The sequence below is a fragment of the Rhizobium sp. CG4 genome (assembly GCF_023701965.1).
In the GTDB taxonomy this organism is placed as follows: Bacteria; Pseudomonadota; Alphaproteobacteria; order Rhizobiales; family Rhizobiaceae; genus Agrobacterium.
Map to the genome: position 1 here is coordinate 109,109 of NZ_JABAEG010000005.1, position 20,859 is coordinate 129,967.

Annotated in this window: 22 protein-coding genes; 18 read left to right on the forward strand and 4 right to left on the reverse strand. The window is 55.0% G+C overall.

The genetic code is table 11. From position 1 onward, the window contains the following. The first annotated feature begins 3 nt into the window (after window positions 1-3). The 4 genes from HGO37_RS15910 (at window position 4) to HGO37_RS15925 (ending at window position 6,073) form a co-directional block, all read left to right on the forward strand. Window positions 4-381 carry a hypothetical protein gene (locus HGO37_RS15910; protein ID WP_192490551.1) on the forward strand — a complete coding sequence of 126 codons (378 nt, stop codon included), beginning with the start codon at window positions 4-6 and terminating at the stop codon, window positions 379-381. Between the two features lie 160 nt (window positions 382-541). Continuing rightward, the gene (locus HGO37_RS15915; RefSeq protein WP_250984176.1) at window positions 542-2,545 is read left to right on the forward strand and encodes an acetyl-CoA carboxylase biotin carboxylase subunit; all 2,004 of its coding nucleotides are present in this window, start codon (window positions 542-544) and stop codon (window positions 2,543-2,545) included. Window positions 2,546-2,617: 72 nt separating this feature from the next. Beyond that, on the forward strand, window positions 2,618-4,759 hold the full coding sequence (gene scpA, locus HGO37_RS15920; protein ID WP_250984177.1) for a methylmalonyl-CoA mutase: 2,142 nt from the start codon (window positions 2,618-2,620) through the stop codon (window positions 4,757-4,759). A 120-nt stretch (window positions 4,760-4,879) separates the two neighbouring features. Continuing rightward, window positions 4,880-6,073: a cytochrome-c peroxidase gene (locus HGO37_RS15925; RefSeq protein ID WP_250984178.1), complete on the forward strand. Its 1,194-nt coding sequence runs from the start codon at window positions 4,880-4,882 to the stop codon at window positions 6,071-6,073. A 58-nt stretch (window positions 6,074-6,131) separates the two neighbouring features. On the opposite strand, the gene leuB is transcribed toward HGO37_RS15925, so the two are convergent. The 3 genes from leuB to HGO37_RS15940 form a co-directional block, all read right to left on the reverse strand. After that, window positions 6,132-7,244 carry a 3-isopropylmalate dehydrogenase gene (leuB, locus tag HGO37_RS15930; RefSeq protein WP_250984179.1) on the reverse strand — a complete coding sequence of 371 codons (1,113 nt, stop codon included), beginning with the start codon at window positions 7,242-7,244 and terminating at the stop codon, window positions 6,132-6,134. 228 nt (window positions 7,245-7,472) lie between these two features. Continuing rightward, window positions 7,473-8,078 (reverse strand): 3-isopropylmalate dehydratase small subunit, encoded by a 606-nt coding sequence (gene leuD, locus HGO37_RS15935; protein ID WP_250984180.1) that lies wholly within the window; start codon window positions 8,076-8,078, stop codon window positions 7,473-7,475. A gap of 167 nt (window positions 8,079-8,245) precedes the next feature. Next, window positions 8,246-8,482 (reverse strand): hypothetical protein, encoded by a 237-nt coding sequence (locus HGO37_RS15940; protein ID WP_250984181.1) that lies wholly within the window; start codon window positions 8,480-8,482, stop codon window positions 8,246-8,248. Window positions 8,483-8,593: 111 nt separating this feature from the next. Between HGO37_RS15940 and HGO37_RS15945 the strand changes: the two genes are divergently transcribed. Both HGO37_RS15945 and HGO37_RS15950 read left to right on the forward strand, forming a co-directional pair. Then, window positions 8,594-9,505: an HpcH/HpaI aldolase/citrate lyase family protein gene (locus tag HGO37_RS15945; RefSeq protein ID WP_250984182.1), complete on the forward strand. Its 912-nt coding sequence runs from the start codon at window positions 8,594-8,596 to the stop codon at window positions 9,503-9,505. Further along, a complete protein-coding gene (locus HGO37_RS15950; protein WP_250984183.1) occupies window positions 9,502-9,708 on the forward strand; it encodes a DUF1737 domain-containing protein in 207 nt (68 codons plus the stop codon). Before HGO37_RS15945 ends, HGO37_RS15950 begins: the two co-directional genes overlap by 4 nt. A 66-nt stretch (window positions 9,709-9,774) precedes the next feature. Here HGO37_RS15950 and HGO37_RS15955 read toward each other — a convergent pair whose 3' ends face one another. Further along, window positions 9,775-10,215 (reverse strand): metallopeptidase family protein, encoded by a 441-nt coding sequence (locus HGO37_RS15955; RefSeq protein ID WP_192490542.1) that lies wholly within the window; start codon window positions 10,213-10,215, stop codon window positions 9,775-9,777. Window positions 10,216-10,547: 332 nt separating this feature from the next. Between HGO37_RS15955 and rplU the strand changes: the two genes are divergently transcribed. From rplU to HGO37_RS16015, 12 genes are all read left to right on the forward strand, one after another. After that, window positions 10,548-10,862: a 50S ribosomal protein L21 gene (gene rplU, locus HGO37_RS15960; protein WP_192490541.1), complete on the forward strand. Its 315-nt coding sequence runs from the start codon at window positions 10,548-10,550 to the stop codon at window positions 10,860-10,862. A gap of 41 nt (window positions 10,863-10,903) precedes the next feature. Next, window positions 10,904-11,173, forward strand: coding sequence for a 50S ribosomal protein L27 (gene rpmA, locus HGO37_RS15965; RefSeq protein WP_250984184.1), 270 nt, complete (start codon window positions 10,904-10,906; stop codon window positions 11,171-11,173). A 128-nt stretch (window positions 11,174-11,301) separates the two neighbouring features. Continuing rightward, on the forward strand, window positions 11,302-11,937 hold the full coding sequence (locus HGO37_RS15970) for a GNAT family N-acetyltransferase (RefSeq protein ID WP_192490539.1): 636 nt from the start codon (window positions 11,302-11,304) through the stop codon (window positions 11,935-11,937). Further along, window positions 11,934-12,527: a GNAT family N-acetyltransferase gene (locus HGO37_RS15975; protein WP_250984185.1), complete on the forward strand. Its 594-nt coding sequence runs from the start codon at window positions 11,934-11,936 to the stop codon at window positions 12,525-12,527. The genes HGO37_RS15970 and HGO37_RS15975 overlap by 4 nt, the downstream gene beginning before the upstream one ends. 145 nt (window positions 12,528-12,672) lie before the next feature. Then, window positions 12,673-13,743, forward strand: a complete 1,071-nt coding sequence (obgE, locus tag HGO37_RS15980) for a GTPase ObgE (protein WP_192490537.1) — start codon at window positions 12,673-12,675, stop codon at window positions 13,741-13,743. Then, entirely contained in the window at window positions 13,740-14,909 is a 1,170-nt protein-coding gene (gene proB, locus HGO37_RS15985) for a glutamate 5-kinase (RefSeq protein ID WP_192490536.1), read from the forward strand. The genes obgE and proB overlap by 4 nt, the downstream gene beginning before the upstream one ends. Next, complete coding sequence (locus HGO37_RS15990; RefSeq protein ID WP_250984186.1) at window positions 14,902-16,188, forward strand: glutamate-5-semialdehyde dehydrogenase; 1,287 nt, start codon at window positions 14,902-14,904, stop codon at window positions 16,186-16,188. The genes proB and HGO37_RS15990 overlap by 8 nt, the downstream gene beginning before the upstream one ends. Continuing rightward, complete coding sequence (locus HGO37_RS15995) at window positions 16,163-16,816, forward strand: nicotinate-nucleotide adenylyltransferase (protein WP_192490534.1); 654 nt, start codon at window positions 16,163-16,165, stop codon at window positions 16,814-16,816. Before HGO37_RS15990 ends, HGO37_RS15995 begins: the two co-directional genes overlap by 26 nt. A 102-nt stretch (window positions 16,817-16,918) precedes the next feature. Continuing rightward, a complete protein-coding gene (gene rsfS / locus HGO37_RS16000; RefSeq protein WP_250984187.1) occupies window positions 16,919-17,347 on the forward strand; it encodes a ribosome silencing factor in 429 nt (142 codons plus the stop codon). Window positions 17,348-17,508: 161 nt separating this feature from the next. Next, window positions 17,509-17,991 (forward strand): 23S rRNA (pseudouridine(1915)-N(3))-methyltransferase RlmH, encoded by a 483-nt coding sequence (rlmH, locus tag HGO37_RS16005; RefSeq protein WP_250984188.1) that lies wholly within the window; start codon window positions 17,509-17,511, stop codon window positions 17,989-17,991. Between the two features lie 101 nt (window positions 17,992-18,092). Then, complete coding sequence (locus HGO37_RS16010) at window positions 18,093-19,517, forward strand: murein hydrolase activator EnvC family protein (RefSeq protein WP_250984189.1); 1,425 nt, start codon at window positions 18,093-18,095, stop codon at window positions 19,515-19,517. After that, window positions 19,507-20,835: a S41 family peptidase gene (locus HGO37_RS16015; protein ID WP_250984190.1), complete on the forward strand. Its 1,329-nt coding sequence runs from the start codon at window positions 19,507-19,509 to the stop codon at window positions 20,833-20,835. The genes HGO37_RS16010 and HGO37_RS16015 overlap by 11 nt, the downstream gene beginning before the upstream one ends. The last annotated feature ends 24 nt before the right edge of the window (window positions 20,836-20,859 follow it).

A 20,859-nucleotide genomic window follows, 5' to 3' on the forward strand; every position in this document is an offset into this window, starting at 1 on the left:
CCCATGGCAAACCTGCCCGACATGACAAAACACCGAGGTTTCCCATCCGGCATGCCGGGCACCGGCGTTCAATTCACGATACGCCGCGCCAATCCGAAAGGGGTAACGCCAATCAAGGCGTTACCACGTCGGGCTCGTCCCGATACGAAGGAACACCGTATCGATGCGGCCTTCCTGCATGCTCTCTGGCATCACTTTGGCTCAGAGCCATTCGAACGCGGCAATCTTGATGCGGCACGCATCAATTTGCTCTTCGGGCGTGAGGTTATTGCTGGCGAAAAGAATTTTGATCCGTTGTCCTATGAGGCATTGCTGCAGATCAATGAGAAGGTGGCGCGCCTGAGCTTCCCGGAATCCTTCGACGACGTTTTCGAGGTTTGAGCCTGCATGCGTTCGCCAGCAAGGAATAGACGTTCGATGTCAACACACACCGGGCATCAATTTTATCAGACAGACAATGATGTCTGGCTGATTGACGCAGTTCCTGCCGAGTATTTGACATTGATTGATTGAGCGTTATGCCGTTGGGAGGCGGTGATAGATGATATCCAAAATCCTCATTGCCAATCGTGGTGAAATTGCCTGCCGCGTTATTCGCACGGCAAAGAGGGTGGGGATTGCCACTGTCGCAGTTTACTCAGATGCAGATGCCAATGCACTGCATGTAAAGCTGGCCGATGAGGCGGTGCATATTGGCCCTGCCCCATCAAACCAGTCTTATATCGTTATCGACAAAATTCTTCAGGCAATCCGTACGACCGGTGCCGATGCGGTGCATCCCGGTTACGGATTTTTGTCTGAAAATGCCGCCTTTGCTGAGGCTTTGGAAAAAGCGGGCGTGGTTTTCATTGGCCCACCGGTTGGTGCCATCGAGGCGATGGGCGACAAGATCACCTCCAAGAAGCTTGCGGCCAAGGCAGGCGTTTCCACCGTGCCCGGGCATATGGATCTGATCGCTGATGCTGATGAAGCGGTCCGGATTGCTGTGCAAATCGGTTATCCTGTGATGATTAAGGCCTCTGCTGGTGGCGGTGGCAAGGGCATGCGTATTGCCTGGAATGATCAGGAGACTCGCGAAGGATTTCAGTCGTCAAAAAACGAGGCGAAATCTTCCTTTGGTGACGACCGCATCTTTATTGAAAAATTCATCACCGAACCGCGCCATATTGAAATTCAGGTGCTTGGCGACCAGCATGGCAATCTGATTTATCTGGGCGAGCGCGAATGTTCGATACAGCGCCGAAACCAGAAGGTTATTGAAGAGGCCCCTTCGCCTTTTCTGGATGCGGCAACACGCAGGGCCATGGGTGAACAGGCGGTCGCACTGGCCCAAGCCGTCGGTTATTTTTCAGCAGGAACGGTTGAATTCATCGTTGATGGGCAAAAGGACTTCTATTTCCTTGAAATGAACACCCGGCTGCAGGTTGAACATCCGGTCACCGAGTTGATCACCGGTATTGATCTGGTCGAACAGATGATCCACGTCGCGGCGGGCGAAAAACTCACTTTTGGGCAGGATGATGTCGTTCTTAACGGGTGGGCGATTGAAAGCCGACTTTACGCTGAAGACCCCTATCGTAACTTTCTGCCGTCGATTGGCAGGCTTTCCCGCTACCAGCCACCAGCCGAAGGGCAGCAGGAAACGGGTGTGATTGTACGCAACGACACAGGCGTGTTCGAAGGCGGCGAGATATCCATGTATTACGATCCAATGATTGCAAAGCTCTGCACTTGGGCGCCGGATCGTATAAGCGCCATTGATGCGATGGCTGAGGCGCTGGACAAGTTCGAGGTGGACGGCATCGGTCACAATCTGGCCTTCCTGTCAGCGGTCATGCAGAAACCACGTTTTCGCGATGGAAATCTGACGACAGGCTTTATCGCTGAGGAATTTCCGGACGGTTTTGTCGGCGTTGAGCCGGATTCCGAAGGTTTAAACAGGTTGGTGGCGATTGCGGCCGTCATTCACAAGCGTTTGCAAAATCGCGCGACAGCAATTTCCGGATCTCTTGGCGGTCATCACAAAGTCCTTCGTCCAGATTGGGTTGTTTCCCTTGCTGGGCAGGAAAGACACATCGTCCTCTCAGCAAACGATGACGGCGATGTTGTACAGATCGACAAGCAGCAAAATCTACATGTTACCACCGACTGGTTGCCGGGTAGAACTCTCGGCGTCTTTACCATTGATGGCGACGTTCTTTTTGCCAAGGTGGATATTGCTGGCACCGGCATTCGTTTGCGCTGGCGGGGAATCGATGTGCTTGCGAATGTTCGCTCGCCGCGTATCGCTGAACTTGCCCGGTTGATGCTGGTCAAGGTGCCACCTGATACCTCTAAAATGCTGCTATGCCCAATGCCAGGTATCATTACCTCAGTTCTGGTGGCCGTGGGGGATGATGTGGAGGCCGGACAGGCACTCGCGACCGTTGAAGCCATGAAGATGGAAAATGTGCTGCGAGCTGAAAAACGCGGGCGCATTTCAAGTGTTGCTGCAAAAACCGGTCAAAGCCTGAGTGTTGACGAAATCATACTGGAATTTGAATGAGGACTTCGCCGCTGGAACCCAATCCGGTGAGCGTGGTTTGCTATGGATGAATGACGGTAAAGGGAGAGATTGATGCCGGTGGACAAGACAGTGAAGGACTGGGAAGCGCTTGCCGAGAAGGAAGTGAAGGCTCCCGCAGAGACACTCGTCTGGCACACACCCGAAGGCATCGATATCAAGCCGCTCTACACAGCGCAGGACATTGAGGGCATCGATCACCTCGATACCTTACCTGGATTCAAGCCATTTGTGCGTGGACCGCGTGCGACCATGTATGCCGGTCGTCCTTGGACGATCCGCCAATATGCTGGTTTCTCCACAGCGGAAGAATCCAACGCATTTTACAAGCGTAATCTTGCCGCTGGCCAAAAAGGCCTGTCAGTTGCCTTCGATCTGGCAACCCATCGCGGTTATGACAGCGATCATCCGCGGGTAGAGGGTGATGTAGGCAAGGCTGGTGTTGCTATCGACAGTGTCGAGGACATGAAGATCCTGTTTGACGGCATTCCGCTCAAAGACATGTCGGTTTCCATGACCATGAATGGTGCCGTCATTCCCATTCTCGCCAACTTCATCGTTGCGGGGGAGGAACAGGGCTGTACGCGCGCCGAACTGTCCGGCACCATCCAGAATGACATTCTCAAAGAATTCATGGTGCGCAACACCTATATCTACCCGCCAGAACCGTCGATGCGCATCATTGCCGATATTATCGAATATACAGCGAAAGAGATGCCGCGCTTCAACTCGATATCGATATCCGGCTACCATATGCAAGAGGCTGGGGCGACACTGGTACAGGAACTGGCATTCACTCTGGCGGATGGCCGGCAATATGTACGCGCAGCAATTGCCAAAGGTCTTGATGTGGATGCCTTTGCCGGTCGGCTGTCGTTCTTTTTTGCCATTGGCATGAATTTTTTCATGGAGGCTGCCAAACTGCGTGCCGCACGTCTTTTGTGGTCTCGCATCATGGAGGAATTCGAGCCGAAGAAGCCGTCTTCCCTCATGCTGCGCACCCATTGCCAAACGTCGGGTGTGTCGTTGCAAGAGCAGGACCCATACAACAATGTTATCCGCACCGCCTATGAAGCGCTGTCGGCAGCGCTCGGCGGTACGCAATCCTTGCACACCAATGCACTGGATGAAGCAATAGCCCTACCGACCGATTTTTCGGCGCGTATTGCCCGCAATACCCAGCTTATTTTGCAGCATGAAACCGGCGTGACGAAGGTCGTCGACCCACTGGCTGGTTCCTATTACGTGGAAAGTCTGACCCATGAGCTGGCAGAGAAAGCCTGGCAGCTTATCCAGGAAGTAGAAGGGTTGGGCGGCATGACCAAGGCCGTGTCGGATGGTCTGCCAAAACGGCTTATCGAAGAGGCGGCGACGCGCCGGCAGGCTGCGGTTGATCGCGGAGAAGAGGTGATTGTCGGGGTCAATCGTTTCCGTCTGGAAAACGAAGAACCTATCGACATTCTGGAAATCGATAATAGTGCAGTCCGAGCAGCACAGATCAAACGTTTGGACAAGCTGCGTCAGCAGCGTGATCCGAAAACACTGGAGCAGACACTCGCCCGACTGTCCGACGTGGCAAAGTCGGGACAGGGTAACCTGCTGGAAGCGGCTGTTGAAGCGGCGCGTGCGCGTGCGACGGTTGGTGAAATTTCAGATGCCATGCGTGTGGTGTTTGGCGATCACTCCGCCGTGCCAGATGTTGTCGATAATGTCTATGGCGCAGCCTATGGTGACGATCCCGAGTTTTCGACGCTGAAGGGTCGATTGACCGAACTTGCCGGTGTCTTGAAAGTCCAACCGAAAATCATGGTCGCAAAACTTGGACAGGACGGGCACGATCGCGGTGCCAAGGTCATTGCCTCGGCCTTTGGCGATGTTGGCTTCAAGGTCGTAGCTGGCCCCCTGTTCCAGACGCCTGAAGAGGCGGCAACCCTGGCTATTGAGAGCAAAGTTCACGTGGTCGGTATGTCGTCGCTTGCGGCGGGTCATAAGACGCTGGCGCCACAGCTGGTTCAGGCGCTGAAGGCAAGGGGTGCAGAAGATGTGATTGTGGTGGTGGGCGGTGTTATTCCGCGCCAGGATTATCAGTATCTGCTCGATAATGGCGTAGCTGCCGTGTTTGGTCCTGGCACCCATGTGCTTGAAGCAGCACGCGCGGTTGTTGACCTGATGCAAGGACGCCTTCGCAACACGTGATGGCTGCTGCCAGTCACGGCTGTGGCAAAGTGGAAGCAAAAAAGAAAGTTTCTGGCGTTTGAATGGGCTGAGGTGATATAGGTCAACAATAATGCGGCATTAGGCCGGTATTGAAAGACCATGTTTAAGATCACCTTCCGTCTTGTCATAACCAGCGCGGCTTTGTTCGCTTCCGCGAATGGTGCTCTTTGGTTTTCGCATGCCCATAGTGGCGAGGATTACGCGACGATAGAGAAACTGGGCGAAGCGTTATTCAACGACCCCAATCTTTCCCATAATCGCAGCCAAGCCTGCTCCACCTGCCACATGCAGGGTTTCGGCTTGGTGGATGTGCGGGAGAACGACGGTGCTGGCCAAGACGTATCGCTTGGCGACAATGGCAGTTCGCTTGGTGATCGCAATGCGCCAACCGCGTCTTACGCAAAGCTCTCTCCCCCGTTCAGCAAAAATGAAGCGGGCGAATATGTCGGAGGCCAGTTCTGGGATGGTCGCGCCTCGAGCCTTGAAGATCAGGCCGCAGGTCCGCCCTTGAACCCAGTGGAAATGGGCATGCCCAATAAGGCCACAGTGGTTGGACGTCTCAAAGAAAATCCGGATTATGTTGCAGCCTTCGGCACGCAATTTGGATCCAAAGTATTTGATAATCCTGATGATGCCTATGACGCGATGACAAAGGCATTGGCTGCTTTTGAGCGCACCGACGAATTCGCGCCCTTCGATTCCAAATATGATCGGTATCTGCGCGGCGAAGAAAAACTGACGGATCAGGAAGAACTGGGTCGGGTACTGTTTTTCTCCAAACAGTTCACCAACTGCAATCTCTGCCATGAGGTCAACGGACCGAACGGTATTGAAAAAGGGCTGTTCACCAACCACAAATATTTCAATATTGGCGTGCCGGAGAATACGGCGGTGCGCAAAGCCAATGGCTCAAAAGTGGGTACAGTCGACACGGGTCTGGCGCAGAACCCGGCGGTGACAGATGCCGATGCGCAGCGCGGCAAGTTCAAGGTACCGACACTGCGCAACGTCGCCGTAACCGGTCCTTACATGCACAATGGCGTGTTCAAGGATTTGCGCACCGTTGTGCTGTTTTACGTGAAGTACAATAGCAAGAAAAAAAGCCGTCAGATCAATCCGGAAACCGGTGACGTCTGGGCTGCACCGGAAGTCCCTGAAAATATCGCCATGACAGAGTTGACGGCAGGGCCGGCGCTTGATGACAAGCGCGTCGATGCTTTGGTGGCGTTCATGAAAACGCTGACCGACAAGCAGTATGAGCATCTTCTACCGAAAGATGCGGGCACTCAATAACAAACGGGCAGAGAAACATCGCTCCTCTGCCCGCCTTCTCTAAAGTTTTTGGGTTGGATCAGGCAGACAGTGCCTTGAACTCGGCCAGAACCGCGTCACCCATTTCAGAGGTGCCAACCTGACGGCAACCTTCATCCATGATGTCGGAGGTACGAGTGCCCTTTTCCAGCACGTTGGCAATTGCTGTTTCCAGTCGGGTTGCCTCGTCGACCATGTTGAACGAATAACGCAGGCACATGGCGAAGGAGGCGATCATGGCGATCGGGTTGGCGATGCCCTGACCGGCGATATCCGGTGCCGAACCGTGAACCGGCTCATACATGGCCTTGCGTTTGCCTGTCTTGGCATCCGGTGCGCCAAGCGAAGCGGATGGCAGCATGCCCAGCGAACCGGTCAGCATGGCCGCGACGTCGGACAGCATGTCGCCGAACAGGTTGTCGGTAACGATGACGTCAAACTGTTTTGGTTTGCGCACCAGTTGCATGCCGCCGGCATCTGCCAGCATGTGCTCCAGCTGTACGTCCTTATACTTCGCAGCGTGGGTTTCCGTCACAACCTGGTTCCACAACACGCCCGATTTCATGACGTTGCGCTTTTCCATCGAGCAAACGCGATTGCCACGGGTGCGGGCCAGTTCGAAGGCAACGCTGGCGATACGCTCAATCTCGAATGTGTCGTAGATCTGTGTGTCGATACCGCGCTTCTGGCCGTTACCCAAGTCGATGATCTGCTTCGGCTCGCCAAAGTAGACGCCACCGGTCAGTTCTCGAACGATGAGGATATCGAGACCTTCAACCAGTTCCTGCTTCAGCGAGGAAGCGGCAGCAAGTGCCGGGTAGCAGATGGCCGGACGCAGGTTGGCGAAAAGCTCGAGATCTTTGCGAAGGCGCAACAGCCCTGCTTCCGGACGCTGCTCGTACGGCACGCCATCCCACTTCGGACCACCAACGGCACCAAACAGAATGGCGTCTGCTGCCAGCGCCTTTTCCATGTCTGCATCGGAAATCGCCACACCATGGGCGTCATAGGCCGAACCGCCCACAAGACCTTCTTCGATCTTGAAGCCGGTGTTTAGGGCGCTGTTCATGTGGTCGATCAGCTTGCGGACTTCAGCCATGGCCTCAGGGCCGATGCCGTCGCCGGGCAGCAGAAACAGGGTGCGAACTGTCATGGGAACCTCTCCTTGGCGCATACCGGAAAACCGTAACCGGTTTTGCGATAACGGCATGCACAACGTGAAAACCTCAATCCCGCCTGACCGTGTTTCACGTGAGACGTGACGCGGTCTGCGGGGGTCCAGGTTTCATATCCTTGGGATGAGGGCATTTCAAGGAAAGCAAAAGCCGATTTGGTACGGATTTTCGTTCCAAATCGGCTCTAAATAGTCAGGTAAAGCTGTTTACGCCCAGGGACGGACGGATGCGTTGGTTTTTTCAAACGTCTCGATAGCTGAAGAATGTTCCAGCGTCAGGCCAATGTCATCGAGACCGTTCAGCATGCAATGGCGCTTGAAGGCATCGATTTCGAAGCTGATCGTGCCGCCGTCAGGACCACTGATCTGCTGGTTTTCGAGATCGACGCTGAGAACGGCGTTGGAGCCGCGCGATGCGTCGTCCAGCAGTTTTTCTAGATTTTCCGGGCTGACGATGATCGGCAGAATGCCGTTCTTGAAACAGTTGTTGTAGAAGATATCGGCAAAGCTGGTCGAGATGACACAACGGATGCCGAAGTCCAGAAGCGCCCATGGCGCATGCTCACGCGACGAACCGCAACCGAAATTGTCGCCAGCCACAAGGATCTGTGCATTCTGGTAGGCGGGCTTGTTCAGCACGAAATCCGGATTTGGGGAACCGTCTTCAAGGTAACGGGATTCCGCAAAAAGACCCTTGCCCAGACCGGTACGCTTGATGGTCTTGAGGTAATCTTTCGGAATAATCATGTCCGTATCGATGTTAACGACCGGCATGGGGGCGGCAACACCCGTCAGCTTGGTGAACTTGTCCATCTATCGCTCCAGCTTGGCTGTATTCGCAAAGCAAAATCGGGCTTTGCGCATGATGATGTCGCCAATAAAGCAATTCCCGCAAGATTTGAAGGGAAAACAGCTCAACGGGCATACGCCACTTCAAAGCAGCGGAAACGCCGCTGCTTTTCCAGTGCGCTTTCATATCATCAAAGGTCGATGATTGTGCCCTTGCCGTCGTTCCAGACGCGGATGTCACGCTGGCTCTGATTGCGGGTCTTGACCGGAATAGGTGCCGGTTTCAGTCGGGCAGTTACTGCGCGAGTAATGCTGATGAGCGCGAGCACGCCAACAAATGCCACAGTAAGAGAAGCCGTGAAAACGGCGGCCAGCGCCAAAATTGCGATGCTGGAAGCCGCTATGATTAAAGTGCGGATGCCTTGCATAATTCAAAACCTTTCGTTCATCAGCAATGTGGGCGTTGTCTGCCTTGCTTGCAAGAGGATTCGACGCGAAGTGTGCTTGCAGATGCCACAAAACCTTGACACAAGTGCGGCATGATCAAATTTGAGCCTGAAAATATTGCTCGTCCGCGCCGTTCGGTACTTTGTGTGCCCGCAATCAATGAACGTGCGCTACAAAAACTACCTGATCTCGACTGTGATGCGGTGATTTTCGATCTCGAAGATTCTGTGGCTGTTGATGCCAAGCAGCAGGGACGCGAAGCTTTGGAGCGTTTTTTTGACAAGACCCCACTTGTCGGGCGCGAAACGATCATCCGCATCAATGCCTTTGACAGTACGTTCGGCCGTGCAGATCTTGAAACGGTTTTGCGTTGCGTGCCCGATGCGGTCTTGTTGCCCAAGGTCGACCAGCCGTCTGACGTTCATGACATCTCTGATATTCTGACCGAGAGAGATGGCGCGGAGAACATGCGCATCTGGGCCATGATTGAAACACCGCGTGGTGTTTTGAATGCGGCTGCCGTCGCCGAGGCAGCACACACACCAGACTCGCGTCTTTCGGCCTTTGTTGTCGGCCTCAACGATCTGCGCAAGGAAACCGGTGTGCCCAATCTGCCCGGCCGCACATATCTGGTTTCCTGGCTGATGCAGATCGTGCTGGCTGCAAGAGCCTACGGCCTTGATGTCATCGATAGCGTGTCAAATGATTTCCGTGATCTCGACGGTTATGCAGCTGAGTGCGAGCAGGGCCGTGCCATGGGGTTTGATGGCAAGATGCTGATTCATCCGGCGCAGATCGCTGCTGCAAACCGGCATTTTGCGCCGTCAGAAGACGCTTTGGAGGAAGCACGCAGTATTGTTGCTGCTTTTGCTGCGCCCGAGGCGGCTGGTCTGAACATTATCAACGCGAATGGTCGCATGATTGAGCGCCTGCATGTAACGGGTGCTGAAAAACTGTTGCAAATGGCTAGTGCCATAGACGCAAGAAAGGCAGACAGACTATGAAACTCTACCGTTTTATCACCGGTCCCGATGATGCAAAGTTTTGCCATCGCGTCACCGATGCCCTCAACAAGGGTTGGGAGCTTGCGGGATCACCGACCTATGCTTTCAGCGCGGCAACTGGCGTCATGCATTGCGGCCAGCCGGTCACCAAGACCGTTGAGGGTAAGGACTATCACCCGGACATGAAGCTCGGCGAGCAATAATCGCGGCTATCTTTTTCAGCATTTCCGGAAGATGGTGCCCGCATTCAACATGCGGGTATCTGTCTTTTAGCGTTCGGAAGCAGCAGCTTCAGCACTTTCTTCGATGCGCTCCATGTCGTCATCGGACAGACCGAAATGGTGGCCGATTTCGTGGATGAGAACATGGGTGATGATGTCGCCCAGTGTCTCTTCGTTTTCGGCCCAATAATCCAGGATAGGACGGCGATAGAGCGTGATACGGTTCGGCATTTCACCCGTTTCCATGGTGAAACGTTCGGTAATGCCCCTGCCCTCAAACAATCCCAAGAGGTCGAACGGGGTTTCGAGCGCCATGTCCTCGAAAACTTCATCCGTCGGGAAATCGGAAATTTCGATAATGAGATTGTTGGTCAGTCCGCGGAATTCTTCCGGCAGGTGGCCGTACGCCTCGATAGCCAAGGACTCAAAACTGGAAATTGTTGGTGCATGGCGGTCCCGCCAATCGTCGGTCTGGTCAATGCGGGCCATTTTTACTCCTTGCTATGGCCATCATATAAACAGTTGAAGCAGAAATTTCGAGAGCCGTTTGCAAGAACATGAAAAATCATCGCAAATGGCATGGCTGACAAGGGATTTTGCGTGGTTTGTGCCTTGACAGATCAAGGGCGCTCAAGTATCCCGGCACGCGAATTGAAGGGGCGTAGTGCGTCTTCTGTTTTGTTCTGCCTTTTCGGGCAGGTTTCACCGGTGAAGATTTTGACGCCATTGGCTCAGGGTTTTCACTACTCCGACTGATAAAAAGACGGCCGGACACTTGGTTTCAAGTGATCAGAGCCGGAACGAACATGAAAGGATAAAAAATGTTCGCAGTCATCAAGACCGGCGGTAAGCAGTACCGCGTGGCCGCCAACGACGTACTTACCATCGAAAAGCTGGAAGTCGAAGCTGGTGACACTGTAGAATTCACCGAAGTTCTCGTTATCGGCGAAGGCGCCGACGCAAAGTTCGGTGCACCCTTCGTAAAGGGCGCGACCGTCAAGGCTGAAGTTGTTGAACACAACCGCGGCAAGAAGGTTCTGTCCTTCAAGAAGCGTCGTCGTCAGAACTCGAAGCGTATTCGCGGTCATCGTCAGCATCACACTGTTGTTCGTATCACGGACATCGTTGCTGCCTAATCGGCGCGTCACGGGAAACTAGGTTTTAAAGGAGCACTCCAATGGCACACAAAAAAGCTGGCGGTTCATCGCGTAACGGTCGCGATTCGAATTCCAAGCGCCTTGGCGTAAAGAAGTTCGGCGGCGAAGCCGTCATTCCAGGCAACATTATTCTGCGCCAGCGCGGCACGCAGTGGCATCCGGGCACCAACGTTGGCCTCGGCAAGGACCACACGATTTTTGCGCTGACCGCCGGTAACGTATCCTTCCGTACGAAGGCTAACGGCCGCGTATACGTGTCTGTGGCACCGAAAGCGGAAGCCGCAGAATAAGCCGGCAAGCGTTATATGCAGCCGGTGTCTCATCGACCCGGCTGACGCTTTAGGTTCAGTCAGAAAACAGGGGAGATGGGGCACCACCCATCTCCCCTTTTTCTTTATCCCAACAGGAGGACTGAACCATGCAGGATGAATTGATCAGGGCTGACCAAGAGCGGTCGCCCCAGGAACGGCTGAGGCCGCAGCGGTCAAGGACCGATTGCCCTGTCTTATTATCGCAACGGCTCGTTTTGCGCGCGCCACACGAAGAAGACATTGACGCCCTTGCCCATCTCGCCAACAATGCCAATATTGCGACCATGGTGTCGCGTATGCCGCTCCCATATACGGCCAAAGATGCCGCTGATTTTGTGCGACGTACGAAAGCTGGCGAGATTGGCAAGTGCGTCTATGCGATTACCCGCATGGACAATGGCGAGTTTATGGGGTGCTGCGGTCTGGAGCCTGACCCTGATGATCCCGGTACGGTCGAGCTTGGCTATTGGCTAGGCGAACCCTACTGGAATAATGGTTACACGACCGAAGCTGCACATGCCCTGATCGACATGGCGTTCCGCACCCGTGACATCGACTTCATCGATGCACGTTGCCGGGTCACCAATGTCGCATCGCGCCGCGTTATCCAGAAGTGCGGTTTCCAGTTCCAGAGCTCCGGCATGGTCGGTTCGCTGGCTTTGGGCGGCATGGTGCCTGTCGAATGGTTCCGGCTGGATCGCAAGACCTGGGTTTCTCTCAGAAGCTGGGGGGATATGCGATGACCAATGCTGAATTGTTGCGCAGCAGGCAGGTTGATACCCTGCCACCTCCCGGTCCCTGCCCGACCATTGAAACACGTCGTCTGGTGCTTAGGCCGCAACGGCTTGCCGATGCCGGCAGCATTGCAGAATCCTTGAGTGATTTTGCAGTAACACGCATGCTGGCCAGAGTTCCTGCCCCTTATTACCGGCAGGATGCTTTGGAATGGCTTATCCTGCGGACATCCGGCACGTTACCGGATTGGGATTTTGCCATCACCCGCGATGATGACACGTTGATTGGTGTCGTTTCCGTCGAGTTTCGCCATGGCGAATGGCATCTTGGTTACTGGCTCAACCGCTTCTATTGGGGCAAGGGCTATATGACGGAGGCGGTTAGCGGTGTTGTTGAACGGTTCTTCCGCCGCATGCCGAATGCGACCATGCATTCTGGTGTGTTTGCGGATAACCCCGGTTCGCTGCGGGTTCAGGAGAAGCTGGGTTTCCGGATTACCGGTTGCCATGAGACCTACGCTGTCTCGCGCGCGGCAATGGTTGCGCATCTGGATACCGTCTTGACGGCCGAGGATTTCGTGCCTTCACGACCGCGATAACCATACACGAGGCCGGTTTCTTGCGAAGCCGGCCTTGTTTTACATGGCGCTGCCCGTCACGATAATCTTTGACGTGCGGGCAAAGCGCCTATATTCCAAGCGACAAAAGCAATGTTGCGTAAACGGCTGACAGAACGGCACTACAATGAAATTTCTCGATGAAGCAAAAGTCTATATCAAGTCCGGTGATGGCGGCGCAGGCGCTGTATCCTTCCGGCGCGAAAAGTTCATCGAGTTCGGCGGACCGGATGGCGGTGACGGCGGACGTGGTGGCGATGTCTGGGTGGAAGTGGTCAACGGCCTTAACACGCTGATCGATTTCCGCTTTCAGCAGCACTTCAAAGCGTCGATCGGCCAGCATGGCATGGGCAAGACCCGTACCGGCGCCAAGGGTTCTGACGTGACGCTGAAAGTGCCAGTTGGGACGCAGATTTTTGAAGAAGACAATGAAACGCTGATTGCCGACCTGACCAAGGAAGGCCAGCGGTTCCGTCTGGCCGCCGGTGGTAACGGTGGTTTCGGCAACGCCTATTTCAAATCCTCGACCAACCAGGCACCGACCTGGGCAAATCCTGGTTTGGCCGGTGAAGAAAAAACCGTTTGGCTGCGTCTCAAGCTGATTGCCGATGCCGGTCTGGTTGGTTTGCCGAATGCAGGAAAGTCCACCTTCCTCGCCACGGTTACCCGCGCGCGCCCGAAGATTGCCAACTACCCATTTACCACGCTGCATCCCAACCTTGGCGTTGCGACCATCGATGGCCGCGAATTCGTGCTGGCTGACATTCCGGGCCTGATCGAAGGTGCGCATGAAGGTGTTGGTATCGGCGACCGTTTTCTCGGTCACGTCGAGCGGACGCGCGTATTGCTGCATCTGGTTTCGGCGCAGGAAGAAAAGGTTGGCCAAGCTTACAAGACGGTCAAGGCCGAGCTTGAGGCCTATGGCGGTGGTCTGACCGACAAGGCGGAAATTGTTGCCCTTTCACAGATCGACGTTCTCGACGAAAAAGAACTGAAGAAAAAAGCCAAAGAGTTGGAAAAGGCGTGTGGACGTCCGCCACTTCTGATTTCGGCAGCGACCCATGCCGGCATGACGGAAGTGTTGCGTGCGCTGCGTGACATTATTGTTTCTGCAGCAGGCGGTGAAACTGCGCTGCCAGACCGTTCCATGCCGATCGAGGACAGAAGCGGTGAGGATGACGGAGACGACCGGTTATGAGCGCAAAGCGCAAACCTGTTTCCAGCCACCACCGCATCGTTATCAAGATCGGTTCGGCTCTGCTTGTTGACCGTAAGAGCGGTCTGAAAAAAGACTGGCTGGACGCGATTTGCGAAGACATCGCCGCTTTGAAGGCGAAGGGCGCTGATGTTCAGGTGGTGTCTTCGGGTGCGATTGCGCTCGGGCGTACCGTCCTAGGACTGCCATCCGGCGCATTGAAGCTGGAAGAAAGCCAGGCAGCAGCAGCAGTTGGCCAGATTGCTCTGGCCCGCGCCTGGTCTGAGAGCCTTTCACGGCATGACATTATAGCCGGGCAAATCCTGTTGACGCTGTCCGATACGGAGGAGCGCAGGCGTTATCTCAACGCCCGCGCGACTATTAACCAGCTTCTGAAGATCGGCTCTATTCCGATCATCAATGAAAACGATACGGTTGCGACAACCGAAATCCGTTATGGCGACAATGATCGTCTTGCAGCCCGGGTTGCGACGATGACCGGAGCCGACCTTCTGGTGCTGTTATCGGATATTGACGGGCTTTATACAGCGCCCCCGCATCTTGATCCCGACGCCAAGTTTCTCGACAGTATTGCAACGATCACGCCTGAAATTGAGGCAATGGCAGGTGGCGCTGCGTCGGAACTGTCGCGTGGCGGCATGCGCACCAAGATTGATGCTGGCAAGATTGCGACGGCTGCCGGTTGCGGCATGATTATCGCGTCCGGCAAGACCCTTAATCCCCTTCGTGCGATTGACGAGGGTGCGCGGTCCTCGTGGTTTGCGCCGTCAGGCACACCTGTCACCGCGCGCAAAACCTGGATTGCCGGACAATTGCAGCCTGCCGGTGAAGTGCATGTCGATGCCGGTGCACAGACTGCGCTTTATGCCGGAAAAAGCCTTTTGCCAGCCGGCGTGCGGCGGGTGAGCGGCAATTTCGGGCGCGGCGATGCCGTGGCCATCATCGGCGTGGACGGGCGTGAAATCGCGCGTGGTCTTGCCGGTTACGATGCCGAAGAGGCCCGCCAGATTACTGGGCACAAGTCCTCGGAAATTGAAGCTATTCTGGGTTATGTCGGACGTTCCGCCATGATCCATCGCGACGATCTCGTTATGACCGGCGCAAGTGTGACCGTATCAGCCGTAAAGAAGGATGAAATCCATGCCTGAGCAGGCCGTGAGCCGTAGCCATGATATTGACGGACTGATGAATACGATCGGTCTTCAGGCGAAAGCTGCTGCGCGACCTCTTTCAGTGGCGTCGACGGATCAAAAGAACCGTGCGTTGCTGGCTATGGCGTCTGCGATCGAGGCATCGAAAGACAAGATTCTTCAGGCCAATGCGATAGACCTGGCGGCTGGTAAAAAGGTGGGCCTTGCTGCCTCCTTTATTGACCGCCTGACCCTTGATGAAACCCGTATTGCTTCGGTCGCAGAAGGCATTCGCGCCATTGCGGCACTTGCTGACCCGGTCGGTCAGGTCATTGCCGCGTGGGATCGCCCCAATGGCTTACAGATCGAACGCGTGCGGACCCCGCTTGGTGTTATCGGCGTGATTTACGAAAGCCGACCCAATGTGACTGCGGACGCTGGCGCGCTTTGCCTCAAGGCGGGCAACGCGGTCATCTTGCGCGGTGGTTCGGACTCCTTACATTCGTCGCAAGCAATTCATGCCTGCCTCGTTGAAGGTTTGAAAATTGCCAGCCTGCCGGAACATGCCATTCAACTGGTCCCCGTTGCCGATCGTGCAGCGGTCGGTGCCTTGCTTGGCGGCCTGAATGGCACCGTGGACGTCATTGTCCCGCGCGGCGGAAAAAGCCTTGTCTCGCGGGTGCAGACGGAGGCCCGCGTGCCGGTTTTTGCGCATCTCGAAGGCATTTGCCACATCTACGTGGACAAATCCGCTGACCTTGCAATGGCCGAAAAGATTGTTCTCAACGCCAAGATGCGCCGGACCGGTATCTGCGGTGCCGCTGAAACCCTGCTTATCGATAAGGCTGTTGCTTCCACGCATCTGGAGCCGCTGGTCAAGGTTCTTCTTGATGCGGGTTGTGAAGTTCGCGGTTCCGAAGCCGTTGAAAAGGCCATTTCCGGTGTGAAGGCCGCGACCGAGGAAGACTGGCGCACCGAATATCTGGATGCGATCATTTCGGTCCGTCTGGTGGACGGAATTTCCGGCGCGATCGAGCATATCAGCACCTATTCCTCCAACCATACGGAAGCGGTCATTGCCGAAGATGGCGCGGTTGTTGAACGCTTCTTCAACGAGATCGACTCAGCCATTCTGCTGCACAATGCCTCAACGCAATTTGCGGATGGCGGAGAATTCGGGATGGGTGCGGAAATCGGTATCGCGACCGGCAAGATGCATGCGCGTGGTCCGGTTGGGGTGGAGCAGTTGACGTCATTCAAATATCGCGTGCATGGCACCGGCCAGATACGGACCTGACGTTTTGATGGCAGACCCTGTCAACCGGCGTTACCTGACCATGCCGCATGTGGAGCGCGGCATGGTGGTGGGGCTGTTTGGTGGGTCGTTCAATCCACCACATGGTGGGCATGCGCTGGTCGCAGAAATCGCGTTGCGCCGTTTGGGGCTGGATCAACTGTGGTGGATGGTGACGCCGGGCAATCCACTTAAAAACCACAAGGAACTTGCCCCGCTTTCCGCGCGCATCCAGGCGTGTGAACATCTGGTTCATGATCCACGTATCAAGATCACGGCCTTTGAGAAGTCATTCGGGGTCAGTTATACCGCCAATACGCTCAAGAAGATCAAGGCTAGAAACCCGGGAGTCCGGTTCATCTGGATCATGGGGGCAGACAATTTAAAGAGCTTCCACCGCTGGCAGAAATGGCGGGAAATCGCCGAGACATTTCCAATTGCAGTTATTGATAGACCGGGAGCGACCCTGTCCTATTTGTCATCCACGATGGCGCAGGCTTACAGTCATGCGCGTGTCGATGAAGATGACGCTGGCGTATTGTGGACCAAAAACGCCCCAGCCTGGACCTTTGTCCATGGTCCCCGCTCGACCTTAAGTTCCACGGCTCTGCGCAATTCAGTGAAGAGATAAAAGGTGATTTAAGCGATCCCTTGAAAACCGGTGGCTTTGATGCCACCTTCATGTAACGGATCGAAAAAAGAATCGGTTCGTTTTGTGCTTGTTTTGTCAAATATGAAAGGACAACCTCTGACAACAGTACACGCTAAGGGAAGAGCATCCGTTGCTATCCCGAAGGGTCATGACAGTGGCGCCGATGCCGCCAGACGTGCCCTCGAAACCGTCATCGCCAGCCTCGATGACTCCAAGGCAGAAGATATCGTTACCTTGAATATTGCCGGGAAATCGGCGCTCGCGGACTACATGGTTGTAGTTTCCGGGCGATCGAGCAGGCATGTCTCGGCTATCTGTGAACACCTTATTTCAGACCTCAAAGATGATGGTTTCCGTAACGCCCGCGTGGAAGGGCTGGAAACCGGTGATTGGGTTCTGATCGACACGGGTGACATTATCGTGCATGTGTTCCGTCCGGAAATTCGTGTGTTTTACAACATCGAAAAGATGTGGGCGACGCCGGATATCGAGGAAGAAACACTGCACTGAACGAAAGCTCCCTCTGAACTGGATTTCAGACCTAGAGCATTCTTGAGTGTCGTCAAGCGCGGCCGGACGATGGGCGTCTGGCCGAAAAAATTCCGCGGTCATGTCATTGTTCAGCGTTCTGACCCTTGCTACCGTTGATCACCAACCAATGTGGAGCAGGAATGCGGATTGCGATTTTTGCGGTGGGGCGGCTCAAATCCGGTCCTGAGAAGGATCTTGCGTCGCGTTATCTAGACCGTTTTGCCAAAAGTGGTCCGGCCATCGGTCTTGAGTTTTCACGGGTGATCGAGGTGGCAGAAAGCCGTGCATCGAATGCCGAGACCAGAAAACGCGAAGAAGCGGCACTGCTTGAGAAACATTTGACCGACGGGGCAGCGCTTATCTTGCTGGATGAGCGCGGCAAGGCACTTGATAGCCCGGCCTTTGCAGATGCCATCGGCAATCTGCGTGATGGTGGCAAACGTGATCTTGTCATTGCCATCGGTGGTGCAGATGGTCTCGATCCTGCCCTTTATGAAAAAGCCTCAGCTGTTTTATGTCTCGGGAAACTGACCTGGCCACACCAGCTTGTTCGAATCCTGATTGCCGAGCAGCTTTATCGCGCCGTTACCATTCTTTCGGGGCATCCTTACCACAGGGTATAAGGAAACACGCCATTGTGTTGCCTGAATAAAAGGATGTTGTTGGCTGGCGATTGCGAAGCAGAGTATGTTAATCGCTTGATTTTGATTTTCCAGAAAGCGGCATGAACCGGAAAAGCGCCCACACCAGATGCGTGACCTCTGCGGGAGCAGCCTTGGCTGTCTCTCTTTTTGTGCTTGCGCAGGGTGTGTACGCGCAAGAGCCGGTGGCTGCGCCCTTTCCGACCCAGGCTGCACCGACCGAACAGAATGGCCAGACCGCGCAGCCAGACGCCCTGAATGACCTTGAAGCGCGGCGTGATCGTAATCGCGAGGACTTGCAAGAGCTGGTCGATAGTATCGGTCTTTCCGAAGACAAGGCTCGACAGCTGGAAGAAAGCATTGCGTCTCTCAATCAGGACAGCAGTCGTATCCGCCAGGAATTGATCGATTCTGCGTCGCGTAGAAAAGATCTTGAACGCAAGATTGAAGAGGGTGAAGACCGGCTGGCCAAACTTGGTGTGCAAGAAGACGGCGTGAAGGCGTCGCTTCGTGAGCGTCGGGGTGTCTTGGCTGAAGTGTTGGCTGCTCTGCAACGTATGGGGCGTAATCCGCCGCCTGCCCTGCTTGTTTCGCCTGAAGACGCTCTCGCATCCGTGCGTAGCGCCATTTTACTTGGAGCTGTGGTTCCCGGTGTGCGGCATGAGACAGACAAGCTGGTCGCGGACCTCAAGGCATTGACGGATGTGCGCAAGGCCATCGCCAGTGAGAAGATTGACCTGACCGCCATGATGACGGCAAAGCTCGAGGAAGAAAAGCGCCTCGACCTGTTGCTCGCTGAAAATGACAGGCAGGGAACGCGCACGGCTGCGGACCTTGAAGCGGAACGCAAACGCTCTGAAGAACTTGCCTCTAAGGCAACCAGTCTTGAAAGCCTTGTTGCCTCATTGGAAAACGAGATATTCTCCGTCCGTGAAGCCCAGGAAAAGATGCGCGCCGAAGAGGAACGGGTTCGTCGTTTGTCGGAAGATGAGCGCGAGCGTGAAAGGGCAAATGCCGATGCTGGCATGCCCGATAAAAACCGTATTGCGCCCGCATATCCGTTTGCAAGTCTGAAGGCCAAACTGGATATGCCGGTAACGGGCGATGTGCTGAGAAAGTTTGGCGATGCCGATGGAACTGGCCATACCTCTCGCGGTGTTGTGATCGCAACCGGTCCCGGCGCACTGGTAACAGCCCCCGCAGACGGGTATGTTGTTTTTGCTGGAGAATTCCGCAGCTATGGCCGAATGATTATTCTCAATGCAGGTGACGGGTACCATCTGGTACTGACCGGAATGGATGCGATAAGAACCCGTCAGGGTATGTTCGTGTTTTCCGGTGAACCCATTGCTTCCATGGGAGCAAAAAGAGTGGCCAGTGCAGCAGCATTGGCGCTGGAAACTGATAGGCCAACGCTTTACATAGAATTCAGAAAAGACGGTGTGCCGGTTGATTCCCAACCTTGGTGGACCGCAAAAAATACCGGAAGGGCGCACAATGATTCGTAAGGTTTCGCTTCTGCTCATCGGTGGACTCATGGGTGCCACGGCGATGAGTGTCATTTATTCTGCGAGCATCCCGGCGCAGGCCGCTGGGCCGTCTACCTATAAGGAATTGTCGATTTTCGGCGACGTATTCGAGCGCGTGCGTGCACAATATGTAACGCCACCGGATGACAAGAAGCTGGTTGAGAACGCCATCAATGGCATGCTCAGCTCTCTTGATCCGCATTCAAGCTTCCTCAATGCGCAGGATGCTACCGATATGCGTAGCCAGACCAAGGGTGAGTTTGGTGGCCTCGGTATCGAAGTGACCATGGAAAATGAACTGGTCAAGGTTATCACACCAATCGATGATACGCCTGCCTCCAAGGCTGGCATCTTGGCTGGCGACTTCATTTCGGAAATCGATGGTCAGCCGGTTCGCGGTCTCAAGCTCGAGCAGGCCGTTGAAAAGATGCGCGGTGAGGTCAAGACACCTATCAAGCTGACGATCATTCGTCAGGGTGCTGACAAGCCGCTTGATATCACCGTTATGCGCGACATCATTGCCGTACGTGCCGTCAAGTCGCGTGTTGAAGGTGACAATGTTGGTTATCTGCGGGTGATCTCATTCACTGAAAAGACTTATGACGATCTCGAAGCCGCGATCAAAAAAATCAAGGCCGAGGTACCTGCTGACAAGTTGAAGGGTTATGTTCTCGACCTTCGCCTCAACCCGGGCGGCCTGCTTGATCAGGCGATCAACGTATCGGATGCCTTCCTTGAAAGAGGTGAAGTGGTTTCGACCCGCGGCCGTAACCCGGAAGAAACCCGTCGCTTCAACGCAACCGCGGGCGATCTGACGGACGGCAAGCCGGTTATCGTTCTGGTGAACGGTGGTTCGGCGTCTGCTTCGGAAATCGTTGCCGGTGCTCTGCAGGATCTGCGTCGTGCCACCGTTGTCGGCACTCGCTCGTTCGGCAAGGGCTCTGTCCAGACGATCATCCCGCTGGGTGAAACCGGTGCGCTTCGTCTGACCACGGCGCTCTATTACACGCCATCGGGCAAGTCCATTCAGGGCACAGGTATCGAACCTGATATCAAGGTCGACCAACCGCTGCCGCCAGAGCTTCAAGGCCGCATTCGCTCCGAAGGTGAATCCAGCCTGCCGGGTCACATTCAGGGCCAGAGCGAAACGGACGAAGGTTCGGGTTCTGCTGCCTATGTGCCGCCGGAAGCCAAGGACGACATTCAGCTGAACTACGCGCTTGATCTGCTGCGCGGCGACAAGACCGACCCGTCTTTCCCGCCAAACCCTGAAAAAGCTGTCGTAACCAAGCAGTAATAAGGGGCGCCGGTTTTCCGGCGC